The sequence below is a fragment of the Desulfocicer niacini genome (assembly GCF_054657595.1).
The window spans coordinates 72,574-84,742 of record NZ_BAAHYK010000002.1 but is presented as its reverse complement, the minus strand read 5'-3'; the positions used below and the strand labels follow the sequence as shown (position 1 = coordinate 84,742).

At 49.3% G+C, this 12,169-nt stretch carries 10 protein-coding genes; 7 read left to right on the top strand and 3 right to left on the bottom strand.

Annotated features, from left to right (window positions below; genetic code table 11):
• Positions 1 to 267 precede the first annotated feature (267 nt).
• The gene (metK, locus tag ACYQ2M_RS01365) at positions 268 to 1,440 is read right to left on the bottom strand and encodes a methionine adenosyltransferase (protein ID WP_459914512.1); all 1,173 of its coding nucleotides are present in this window, start codon (positions 1,438 to 1,440) and stop codon (positions 268 to 270) included.
• 626 nt (positions 1,441 to 2,066) lie between these two features.
• Between metK and ACYQ2M_RS01360 the strand changes: the two genes are divergently transcribed.
• Genes ACYQ2M_RS01360 through lpxK form a run of 4 tightly spaced genes read left to right on the top strand, consistent with a single transcriptional unit; the run spans position 2,067 to position 6,438 of the window.
• Positions 2,067 to 3,083, top strand: coding sequence for an adenosine kinase (locus ACYQ2M_RS01360; protein WP_459914511.1), 1,017 nt, complete (start codon positions 2,067 to 2,069; stop codon positions 3,081 to 3,083).
• Entirely contained in the window at positions 3,080 to 4,234 is a 1,155-nt protein-coding gene (gene lptF, locus ACYQ2M_RS01355) for an LPS export ABC transporter permease LptF (RefSeq protein WP_459914510.1), read from the top strand. Before ACYQ2M_RS01360 ends, lptF begins: the two co-directional genes overlap by 4 nt.
• Positions 4,231 to 5,316, top strand: coding sequence for an LPS export ABC transporter permease LptG (gene lptG / locus ACYQ2M_RS01350; protein ID WP_459914509.1), 1,086 nt, complete (start codon positions 4,231 to 4,233; stop codon positions 5,314 to 5,316). Before lptF ends, lptG begins: the two co-directional genes overlap by 4 nt.
• A 15-nt stretch (positions 5,317 to 5,331) precedes the next feature.
• On the top strand, positions 5,332 to 6,438 hold the full coding sequence (lpxK, locus tag ACYQ2M_RS01345; protein ID WP_459914508.1) for a tetraacyldisaccharide 4'-kinase: 1,107 nt from the start codon (positions 5,332 to 5,334) through the stop codon (positions 6,436 to 6,438).
• Between the two features lie 127 nt (positions 6,439 to 6,565).
• Here the strand turns inward: lpxK and ACYQ2M_RS01340 are convergent, their stop codons facing one another.
• Positions 6,566 to 7,597, bottom strand: a complete 1,032-nt coding sequence (locus ACYQ2M_RS01340) for a glycosyltransferase family 9 protein (RefSeq protein ID WP_459914507.1) — start codon at positions 7,595 to 7,597, stop codon at positions 6,566 to 6,568.
• 18 nt (positions 7,598 to 7,615) lie between these two features.
• Positions 7,616 to 8,521 (bottom strand): lysophospholipid acyltransferase family protein, encoded by a 906-nt coding sequence (locus ACYQ2M_RS01335; protein ID WP_459914506.1) that lies wholly within the window; start codon positions 8,519 to 8,521, stop codon positions 7,616 to 7,618.
• Between the two features lie 498 nt (positions 8,522 to 9,019).
• Between ACYQ2M_RS01335 and ACYQ2M_RS01330 the strand changes: the two genes are divergently transcribed.
• The 3 genes from ACYQ2M_RS01330 to ACYQ2M_RS01320 all read left to right on the top strand — a co-directional run bounded on the left by ACYQ2M_RS01330 (position 9,020) and on the right by ACYQ2M_RS01320 (position 12,161).
• Entirely contained in the window at positions 9,020 to 9,811 is a 792-nt protein-coding gene (locus ACYQ2M_RS01330; protein ID WP_459914505.1) for a glycosyltransferase family 2 protein, read from the top strand.
• 69 nt (positions 9,812 to 9,880) lie between these two features.
• Positions 9,881 to 10,933: a UDP-N-acetylglucosamine 2-epimerase gene (locus ACYQ2M_RS01325; protein WP_459914504.1), complete on the top strand. Its 1,053-nt coding sequence runs from the start codon at positions 9,881 to 9,883 to the stop codon at positions 10,931 to 10,933.
• A gap of 160 nt (positions 10,934 to 11,093) precedes the next feature.
• Entirely contained in the window at positions 11,094 to 12,161 is a 1,068-nt protein-coding gene (locus ACYQ2M_RS01320; protein WP_459914503.1) for a CDP-glycerol glycerophosphotransferase family protein, read from the top strand.
• Positions 12,162 to 12,169: the final 8 nt, after the last annotated feature.

Here is a 12,169-nt window from a genome sequence, read left to right as displayed (position 1 = left end):
ACGCAAGCCTGACCCCTAACCTTTTTTATATGAAAAGGTAGCCTTCAAGTCTACCTCAGCAGAGCCCCTCCCCCGATGGGCAATAGGAACCGGACAATCGAGCTGTCTACCGTTCCGGTCCGGGACCATTGCCCGTCGGGGGAGGGGCGGCTTAATGCCATTTGGCTCCGCGTCTACGACCCAATATTCGTTGTGTCCGCCAGGACATGTGGGTTATATCAATCTAAAAAAAAGGATCATCGAGTTTCAGTGTGAAGCAATAAAGTATCAGAGACCGGCTTTTACCTTGATCTCGGCGGCTTTGTCGGTGTGCTCCCAGGTAAAATCGGGATCATGACGTCCAAAGTGGCCATAGGCCGAGGTTTTTCTGTAGATGGGGCGAAGCAGATTTAAGGTCTTTATGATGCCCGCCGGTTTCAGGTCAAATACCTCTTTGACAATTTCCACGGCTTTTTGTTCTGAGATTTTGCCGGTGCCCTTGAAATCCACCAGCAGAGATACGGGTTCTGCCACGCCAATGGCGTAGGCCACCTGGATTTCACACATGTCCGCCACCCCGGAGGCTACCAGGTTTTTGGCAATGTAGCGGCCCATGTAAGAGGCGCTTCGATCCACCTTGGAGGGATCCTTGCCGGAGAAACACCCGCCGCCGTGGCTGCCCTGTCCGCCATAGGTGTCCACTATGATCTTGCGACCGGTAAGCCCGCAATCCCCCATGGGGCCCCCAATTACAAATTTTCCCGTGGGGTTGATGAAGAACCGGGTATCGCCGTCCATCATTTCCGCCGGGATAACTTTTCGGATGACTTCTTTGATGATGGCGTCCTTGAGATCTTCGTGGGCCACGTCTGGTTTATGCTGGGAGGATACCACAATGGTGTCCACCCGGTGGGGCTTGCCGTCCTTATACTCAATTGTGACCTGGGATTTACCATCGGGTCTTAAAAAATCCAGTGCCCCGTTTTTTCTCACCTGGGCCAGTCGCTGGGTCAGCTTGTGGGCATAGCTGATGGGCATGGGCATGAGTTCCGGGGTCTCGTTGGTGGCAAAACCAAACATAAGACCCTGGTCGCCTGCGCCCTGTTCCTTGTGAAGCCCTTCTCCTTCATCCACACCTTGGGCAATGTCGGGAGACTGGTGATCAATGCTTGTGATCACAGAGCAGGTGCGCCAGTCAAAGCCCATGTCCGACGAGTGATACCCGATGTCTCTGATGGTTTGCCTGACAATTTCCGGCATGTCCACATAACAGTCGGTGGTAATTTCCCCGGCGATCATGGCAAGACCTGTGGTGACGAGGGTTTCACAGGCTACCCTGCATTTTTTATCCTCGGCCATGATGGCATCAAGAATACTGTCGGAAATGGCATCAGCCACTTTGTCGGGATGCCCTTCGGTGACAGATTCAGATGTGAACAGAGAGGATTTTTTTTCCGTCATGGTATCTCCTTTATGATATCACATGTATAAATATCCGAATTTATTTTGAATGTGATGTGAAATGTAAATTTATTCTGTGTATATCGACTCAATAGAGTATGTCATGGTGAATTTTTTGTCAATGATTTGGAATAATATCATAATCATGCATGTCTGGTTTGAATTTTGGGGCCTGGGCACAACATGGGGGACTTTGGGGTGCAATCCCTTTATTCTGCCAAATGTGATTGCCAGACCATGTTGTGAGCAGGCCTGAATTTTTCCCGGGCGTGGATAGACATGCTTTTTTTACCTATTGACTCATCTGTCCGCCATGGTAATATTAATTCCCTTTTTTAAAAATCTCAAATTTCGGTGTTTAACTTTCAGAATGGGGTCAAGCTTGCGTTATTGTCGTTTTTGTTGCAATTTGACTTAAAAACAGGGGTTGGTCATAAGATGGGCCATTCACAATTGGCGGACCAACGGGGTCAGGCTCTAATACCACATCGCCTGACCCCGTTGACGCATGAACTGTATAAAAATACCAATTTTAAAATGAAGTCTGAAAGTTGAGTGAAGAACTATGATTCTCTTTTGCAATACAAATTTAAATAGCAAAAAATCCAAATAAGGCAGGTGGCAGCATGGTGGAAATAAACAGGGCCAAACCCCTGAAGGGAAATCGAATAACCGGCGTCGGATCGGCCCTGGTGGATCTTCTGATCCATGAGAATAATGAATTTTTAATGGAACTTGGCAAGGAAAAAGGAGGCATGACCCTTGTGGAAAGCCGGGACATTGACGCCATTTTGGAAAAAGGGGCCAGGCCCCCTGTGGTGGTGCCGGGTGGTGCCGCCTGCAACACCATTGTTGGGGTGGGAAAGTTAGGGGGAAGTGCCCGGTTCATCGGACAGCGGGGGGGGGATGAGCCGGGGCGTTTTTATCAGGATGCCCTTGAAACATGCGGCGTGGATCCGGTTTTTTATACATCAGCCACCCCCACAGGCCGGGTGCTGTCGGTGATCACCCCCGATGCCCAGCGTTCCATGTTCACCTGTCTTGGGGCTTCCACGGAACTCAATCCCGAAAGAATAACACCCGATCTGTTTAAGGATACAGCCATTGCCGTCATTGAAGGCTATCTGTTGTTTAACCCTGATCTCATGACCGCCTGCCTGGAGAGTGCCACAGATGCCGGGGCACTCATTGCTCTGGATCTAGCCAGTTTTGAAGTGGTGAATGCCACAAAACCATTGCTGGAAAAAATTGTTGAGACCCATGTTGACATTCTCATTGCCAATGAAGATGAGGCCCAGGCCTACACCGGCCATGAAGATGAAAACATGGCCCTGAATCTCCTGGCAGCCCAGGCCCCCCTGGCAGTGCTGAAAAAGGGTGCCCGGGGCAGCAGTCTGGCCCATGAAGGCAGGATTATTGACATTGCCCCTGAAATTGGAAATTCAGCAAAGGACACCACCGGTGCCGGAGATCTTTGGGCAGCAGGCTTTTTGTTCGGCCTGGCCCATGGCTTTTCCCTGGAAGACAGCGGACGTCTGGGGTCACTTCTGGGTTATGAGGTATGTCAGGTGGTGGGTGCCCATATACCCGAAGATGCTTGGCAGCGCATTCACAGTTTTACGGCACAGAGGAAGCGTCTTTGATTCCGGTTCTTTATCGGCATGTTTTCAGGGAGATTATTTCTCCCTTTGGGGTGACCCTTTTATTTCTCACCTTTGTCTTTGTGATGACACGGATTCCAGACATCACAAATATGGTGGTGAACTACAATATGGGGATTTCTGCGGTTTTTTTGCTGGTGATGTATACGCTTCCAAGGTTCCTGGAGTTCACCCTGCCCATGTCCGTGATGATCGGCGTGCTGCTGACCTTCATGCGCATGTCCGCTTCCAATGAGATCATTGCCCTGAAAGGCGGGGGAATGACCATTTACCGATTGTTGCCCCCGGTGGCTTTTTTTTGTATTCTGATGACGCTTGTCACCCTGTGGGTGACTGTGTGGGCTGTGCCCTGGGGCCGTTATTCCTTCAGTGTCAAGGGTGCAGAAATGGCCCGGGCCAACATTAATGTGGCCTTAAAGGAACGGCAGTTCAACGTCCCCTTTGAAAATGTGATGATCTATGTCAATGCCATTGACATGAAAAGCGGTCGTCTCAAGGATGTATTTATTGAAGATGGCAGAACTCAGGATACTGTAAACATAACCGTGGCAAAAGAAGGCTTTTTGATATCCCGGGTCAATGAAGGGCTTTACACCCTGAGACTTGAGAATGGCATGATCAACCAGGTGGGGCTTGACAGGGCAGCTGCTCATCAAATTCAATTTGATACGTATGATATTAATTTTGAGGTGAAAAATCCGGAGATCCAGATAAATGGAGAGAAAAGAGATCTGGATGAAATGGGTCCAAAAGAGCTGTGGGCGGTGATAAAGGATGCGAAGATGCCTCCCGAGGAACGCAATGCCGCCTGCATGGAATTCCATGAAAAATTTGCCATTCCCTTTGCCTGCCTGGCATTGGGACTTCTTGCCCTGCCCCTGGGGCTTCAGTCCATGTCCTCCCGACAGGCATCGGGATTTGGCCCGGCGCTTGTTTTGTTTATGGGATATTACATGCTCCTGACCCTGGGCTGGTCCGCCGGAAAAACCGGTGGGTATCCCGCCATTGTGGCCATGTGGCTGCCCAATGTGGTCATGGGTGGCATCGCCGTTTATCTGGTCCGCCGGGTGGCCCGGGAACGTTTTTTGCGATTTCCTTCCCTTTCAACCTTCTGGAAAAGGGGAAAGGGATGAGCATTTCCACCATAAATAGATACTGGATGGGACAGTTCCTGCGTTTTTTTTTCATGGTTCAGCTTATTGTTCTGGCAATTTTTATTACGGTTGACTACCTGACCAACCTGAATAAATTTCTTAAATCCGGCATTTCCCTTGTGGATGCCATGGGGTATGTGCTGCTCAAGACCCCCTTTATGTTTGTGCAGTTCACACCGGCCGGGGTGGTGCTGGCTGTTATTGTGGTATTTGGTCTCATGAACCGCAGCAATGAACTGATGGCTCTGAAAGCCGGGGGCGTCAGTGCTTATTCTCTGGTGAAGCCTGCGGTTGTGGCCGGAATACTTTTGTCTTTTTCCATGTTTTTTCTGGGTGAAACCGTGGTTCCCATAACCATGGCCAAAGCCAATCATATTAAATATACGGTGATTAAAAAAAAGCACCAGGTCCATGCCACCCGGGAAAATATCTGGATCCGCAGCAATGAAACCATTGCGCATTTTAAATTTTTTAACCCCGTGGACCGCACACTTTCCGGGATTACCCTCACCCGCATGGACGAGCATTTTAATGTGATTGAGCGCATGGACGCACGGTCGGGTGTGTACCGGGAGGGCCAGTGGTATTTTTTAAATCTATTAGTTCAAACATTTTCCCCGGGAAATCAGGGGGGGGCGGTTACCATGTATGATGAAAAGCAGGTTGCCATGGATATTCTGCCCGAAGACCTGGTCCAGGTGGTGAAAAAAACCGATGAAATGCGTTTCTCCGAACTTGCAGCCCATATCAGGAAGGTGGAGCAGGAGGGATATGATGCCACTACCTACCGGGTGGATCTTCTGGGAAAAACGGCTTTTCCTTTTATCTGTCTTATCATGTCCGTCATGGGGGCCGCCGTGGGCATGCGCTCTTCGGTGAAGGAAAATCTGCCCCTTGGCATTGTTTTTGGCCTGATCATGGCCTTTTTGTATTGGATTCTGTACAGCTTCACCACATCCCTTGGCTATGGCCGCATGCTGCCCCCGGTTGTCAGTGCCTGGGCTGCTAATTTTCTGTTTTTGGGTGCGGCTCTTTTTTATATGGCCCGGACGGAGTCCTGATGCGTTGTGATTCATATGCTTAAATTATGGCGGCAAAAACTGGAAGCTCGCATCATTGACATCAGCGGCAGGGAGCACAGGGCCGGTTTTTTTTCACTGGAAACCTTTTTGTTGTTGATTTCCCTTGCATATGAGCGGGTGATCCGCTTGAGGGCTTGGCTTTATGAACGGGGGGTGTTGAAATCTTATCGGTTTCCCTGTCGGGTGATCTCCTTTGGCAATATTGTGGCTGGGGGCAGCGGAAAAACCCCCATGGTGATGCATGTAGCCTCCCTTTTGCGTGCCATGGGGCTTGACGTGGTGGTGATCACCCGGGGGTATGGGGGTACAGCCGGAAAAAACGGAGCCCTTGCAGGTGATGGACAGGATTGTTTCATTGGACCTGAAGCTGCAGGGGATGAACCTTATATGATGGCCTGCCGGAAACAATACCCTGTCATCGTAGATAGAGATCGGGTCCGGGGGGCAAAATATGCCATGGAACGGTTTCAGCCCCATGTCATCCTGCTGGATGATGCCTTTCAGCATCTTCGCATTCACCGGGATTTAAATCTTGTCCTCATGGATGCAAAAAGGCCCCTGGGTAATGGAAAACTGCTGCCGGCCGGTCGATTGCGGGAAGGTCCCCATGCCGTTAAAAAAAGGGCTGATGCAATCATTTATACGCGTTGTTCAGAAAATCAGGAACTTCCCGGTGGAACATGCCACATGGGAAAACCTGTGTTCATGGCACGGCATGTGCCGTTTTTATTTCGGTTGATTTATCCGGGAAATGCCCCCATGGAAAAAAATGAGATTATCCGGCTTTGGGGTCGAACCGCCGTGATTTTTTCCGCCATTGCCGACAATGAAGGATTTCGTCGTTCCCTGGAACGCCTTGGGGTGAATGTGGTGTATCATTTTTGTTTCAGGGATCATCATCGGTTCAGCCCCGGGGACATACAGGACATTCTTCACCGGGCAGGGGATCTGGGTGTTTCCCTTGTGGTTACAACAGAAAAGGATTATGCCCGGCTGGGGGCCCCGGAGATCTGGCCCTTGGATTTGGCGGTGCTGGGGGTGGATATTGAATTTATGGGAAGTGTATCCCGATTCAAGGAACTTCTCTGGCCCATTTTGTGATCAGGCCCAGATTTGCTTTTAAAAACAGGTGGATGATAAAAGTATGGAGCCTGATAAAAGCTTCCGCCTCCAATAACACAAGCCTGACTCCGTTGGCAGCAGTTGTGATAGGTTGTCGATCTTGTGATCAGGCCCTTGTTTTGGAATGTGGGCGGATCATGTGGATAAATTTTTCATATACCCTTGCAGGATGAATGAGGGCCATGCACTCAGGATTTGGACATTCCCGTCGGTTGCAGGGAGAACAGTCAATGCCGGACAGAATTACTTCCCCCCCATAGGGACCGGTTCTCCGGGGGTTTGAGGGACCAAACAGACCAAGGGTGGGAATGCCCAGGGCCACGGCAAGATGCATGGGGCCTGTGTCGCAACTTACCACCCCCCGGGCCCGGGACAGAATGCCCGTCAACTCCCGGAGGCTGGTTTTTCCGGTCAGGTTCACTGGTTTTGTCCGGGTATGGGCTTCCACTTCCCTTCCCCGGTCCACATCCTCGGGGCCGCCGGTGATCACCGACATCATACCTGTTTTGCCATGGATCATGTCCGCCAGAAGGGCAAAATTCTCAGGGTTCCACAAATTGGCCTTTTTGGTGGCTCCGATGTTGAGCACCACATAGTCCCGGGGCATGGGAAGTCGGGAAAAGGGATGGCCGGTGATGCCCCATTCAACGGGGGACCAGGCAATATTGAGGTGGTCACAGAAATCAAGATACTGGTCAAGCATGTGCTTTCCCGGATCATCGGGGGCAATACGGGTAAAGGGAAGCATCCAGGTAAATTCCTTGCATCGTGCCTTATCAAACCCCAGTCGTTGTTTGCTCCGGGCCGCCATACAGAAAAAACCCGATTTCAGGGTACGCTGGAAATCAATGGTGAGATCAAAGTATTGCTGGCGAAGGGTGCTAAGGGTTTTAAACAAACTGTTTTTTTCGTGGCGGTCAAAAATAATGGTATTATCCACCGCCGGATGATCCATAAGCAGGGGCAGACTTAAGGGTGCCACCAGCCAGTGGATCTTTGCATGAAAATGATTTTTCAGTCGGATAACCGCTGGAAGGGTGTTGATCACGTCCCCCATGGCTCCTAGTTTGACAATGAGAATTTTCATATCTGCCCCTTCTGGTTGGCCATGATCTTGTCCCTGGTAAGCCTTTGTCATCCCAATATATCCTTTTTGTCATTGTTTGGGCTGATATTTCCAGCGGTTGTGCAGCCAGAAATATTGATCCGGGTACTGGTTTACCATTTTTTCAATGGCCCGGTTATAGTTCTGGGTATTGATCTGCAGGCTCGTCTCTTCATCCCCTGCATCCACAAAGGGAATTTCCGGTTCTATGACAATGAGGTAGCCATCCCCATTCTGGATTAAAAACATGGGTACCACTGGTGCGCCGGTGTCCCGGGCCAGTCGTGCCATTCCTTTGTTGGCATAGGTCCTGCGTCCGAAGAATTCAATGACGGTTCCCTTATGGGCCTTGGTGCTCTGGTCCATGAGAAGCAGAGCCGTTCCTTGATTTTCAAGGGTCTCAATGATGCTGGCCAGGGCTTTTTTTAAAGGAAACATTGTCCCCCCGAATCGCTGGCGAAGATTGGTGATAAAGTGTTCCAGAGCAGGGGATCTCAGGGGTCGAAAAACGCTGGCCCCCTTATGCACAAGGCCGGTGTGGGCATAAAAGAAGGGAAACAGTTCCCATGAACCCAAATGCGCGGTGAGAAAGAGAACACCTTTTTTTTGCCGGGACGCTGCATGATAATTTGCCATTCCAGAGATGGTGAACCATCTGGAAAAATGTTTAAGTTCAATGGTTCTGCCCCAGGCAATCCGGAAAATAATCATGATGAAATGGTTAAACACCTTTCGGGCCATGTCATGGCGTTCCTGGCAGGTCAGGTGCTGACCATAGGCATGGGTCAGATTTTCCAAAGTAATGTGGCGGTGTCGGTGGTCCATGCGAAACCAGATGTTTCCCAGAAAACCGGCAACGGATTTGCTCCAGGATTTAGGGAGCAGGGCAATGGCTGAAAGGAGGGCAAGGATCGCATGATAAAGCAGTCGGTCTCTTTTTCGGTTCAGTTGTTTCAACGTGGGATATCCTGTTTCTGAAAGTTTTTTATAATAGTTGTGTCGATTTTCCGTAATTTTCCAATATGCCTGGGTATTCAGAGATCCTTTTGAATAGTCCCCGGTGTTTAAAGAGGTATCGGGCTTTGTCAGCCCGAGGTTATTGATAAATTACGAGCTTTGGACACAACGATTTGGAATCATTGATATTTAAATCTTGGTTGTGGCACATTGTTCTGCCATGCCCCTTATACCATATTCTTTTCTCCAGAAACAGGGAGAAAAATGGGCCTGATCCGCCCGGGGAAAAAACAGTGGGTTAAAATTGGAATTAGTGGGAAGTTGGGTGAAAAATTTAAAAAAATATGGTACTTGTTTCCGCTGCAGTGCAGAGCAATGTCCACACAGGTGCCGGAAGGACGGCTCCAGCATTGTTTACACCTTTGGTAATTGAACATGTCCCTTCTTGTTTGACGGGTCATGCTTTGGCAACAGATTATTCAGTATCATGGGGATGGGATGGAAAAAAAATTTACCCTTTCGGTTATTCTTATTACCAGGAATGAGGCTGATCGTCTGGAGCGGTGTCTGGCATCCATACACCCCCTTGCCGATGAGATCATTGTGTTTGACAACGGCAGCCAGGATAATACCCTGGACATTGCTGCACGGTATACAGATCATATTTTCCAGACGGACTGGCCGGGATACGGTCCTCAGAAACAGAGGGCTCTTTCCAAGGCCCGGTGTGATTGGGTGCTCTCCATAGATGCCGATGAAGTGGTCTCCCCCGAACTTGCCCAGGAAATTATTGCTGTGTTGAATCAACATCCCCGGGAAACTGCATTCAGAATTCCCTGGGCGGTTATTAATTTTGGGAAACAACTTAATTACGGCAACAGTGCGCGCAGTGTAAAGCGCCTGTTCCGGCGGGAGGGTGCACGCTTCTCCGATGCCATTGTCCACGAAAAGGTGATACTTCCTAAGGGAAGCCGTGTGGGCAGACTCAAGGGACGACTGATTCACTATTCCATCCGAGATTTTGAACATTATCTGACCAAAAATCGTACCTATTCATGGCTGGGTGCCAGGAAACGTTTCAATGCAGGAAAAAGGGGCTGGGGCCTCCCAGGGGCCCTTTTCCGTGCCATCTGGGTATTCTTCCGTTGTTATGTTATTCGGCTGGGGTTTCTGGATGGACAGGTGGGATTTCTGGTGGCGGCGATGTACAGCCAGGGGGCATTTAACAAATATGCGGGCCTGTGGACTTTACACCGTATGGCAGGGCGCAATGAAATCGACAGGCGTTGATTCCATCCCATGGATTGGTCTGGTTCTGAGAATATTTCCGTCGATGGCGAGAAAGGAAATGCTGAAATAATGAAAAAATATCTTCTCTATGTTTCCCACCTTTATGCCTTTGCCATTGTACGTCCCCTCCAGGAGGAAATCCTTCGTCAGGGGGGATGCGTGGCGTGGTTCCTGGCGCAGAAACAATATATCCCTTATATGAAGAAGACAGAGCATTTACTGAAAACCGTGGACGAGGTCATGGCGTTTCAACCGGATGTGGTTTTTGTGGCCAGCAATGTGGTGCCGGACTTTTTTCCTGGGATCAAGGTACAACTCTTTCATGGATTTAATGCCCTGAAACGGGATGCTTCCCGGGGACATTTTAAAATCAGGGGTTTTTTTGACATCTATTGCACCCAGGGGCCGTCCACCACCATCCCTTTTAAAGAACTGGAAGCTTCCCATGGTTATTTCAGGGTTATGGAGACCGGGTGGCCCAAGGTGGACCCTTTGTTCAGGTGTGATAAGGAGGGGGATGGGAGTTCAGAAAAAACATCAGATCTCCGGCCGGTGGTGCTGTTTACCTCCACATTTACACCGGCTCTGAGCGCGGCCCACCGAATTTATGACTCAGTGGCGGCCATGATGGGCGAAAAAAAATGGCGTTGGATCATTACTTTTCATCCCAAAATGGACCCGGATATAATTTTAAAATATAAGCAGCTATGCCGGAAACACCAGGCACTTTTCTATGAGGGGGATGATGTAATACCGATGCTGAAACAGGCCCATGTCATGCTGTCTGACACATCATCCATTATTTCCGAATTTATTCTCCAGCGAAAGCCGGTGGTGACGTTCCGTACCCGGGTTCCCGGGGAGCATCTTATTGATGTCACCACCCCCGGAGAGATCAGGGGAGCCATTAGCAATGCCCTGGACCGTCCGCCTGCTTTGATCTCCTCCCTGGATCGTTATATTGCCCATATTCACCCCTATGATGATGGTCTCTCCAGTTCCAGGGTGCTTGCAGCTGTGGAGCTTTTTTTTGCCTTGGAGAGAAAAAATTTGAAACCGAAACCCCTTAATTTGATACGCCGGTTGAAAATACGTCTGAAGCATCGCTATTATAAATGGTGAATATGAAAAATTTTCTGGTTTGTCGGGATCTGCCGTTATCTCAATTTTTTTAATTTTGTTGTGGCAGGTGGTCGATGCCATGCGGCTATAAAATAGTACTGGAAAATTGCCTGAAACCCTGTGGTGGCCTTTTGTTCTCCGGCTGTAAGGTGAGAAAAATATGAAAATTGTTTTTGATGTTGCCCATCTCTATTATCTGCCCCAATATCTCTCTGTTTACCGTATTCTCCGGGAAAGGGGAGCTGACTGCATGTTTGTGATGTACCGAAACGATGCCATGGATCATCTCATCCAGAGGGAGGTGCATCGACTGGATTTGCCCCATTTGTTTGTGGTTTCGGAGAAAGAGGCCCTGGAATATTATCGCACAGGCAATGCCCGATGGATCATTTTCGGAAATGGCTTTGATCATATCGATCAGATTCCCCCTGGTACCCAAACGGCTCTGATCAACCATGGGGCAGGGGTGAAATCCGTGGGCTACCAGTCGGGCATGAACCGCATGGATGTGCGTTTTGTGGACGGTACCCACCATTTCAGGGAGCTGAAAAAAGCCTACCCTCATGGGAATCAGGTGCTGGTGGGATTTTCAAAGATGGACCCCCTCATCAACAATACCCAGCCTTCCCTTGATTTTGAAAAATTGGGCTTGGACCCAGAAAAACCCACCCTGCTGTATGCGCCCACTTTTTATCCCAGTTCAATAGAGCTCTTTCCGGATAATTTCCCACGGGATTTTGAGGCCTATAATATTTTGGTGAAATTTCATTTTTTCTCATACCTTAAAAAGAGATACAGAAAACAGATAAGAAAATTGAATCTATGGAGCCGATATAACAATGTGTATGCAGCCAGCCCTGATGAATACTCCATTCTTCCTTTTTTAAAAACAGCGGATTTGTTGATCAGTGATGCCTCTTCCACCCTTTTCGAGTTTGCCGCGTTAAACAAACCTGTGGTGTGGTGTGATTTTCTGAAGTTGCGCTGGACCTACAGGGGACCCTTAAGATTTCGATATCTGAAACGCATGGATACTAAATTGTTTCAATATCGTGACATTGCAGTCCATGTGGGGAAATATGATGCGCTTGGCAAAACCGTGGAGCAGCAGTTGGAATATCCCGGCGAGTTTGAGGCAAAACGGCTGGAATATACCGACATGCTCCTGGGCCCCCTGGATGGCAGCGCTTCCATCCGGGTGGCGGATTATCTCCTGCAGCATGGATAGGGGGCTTG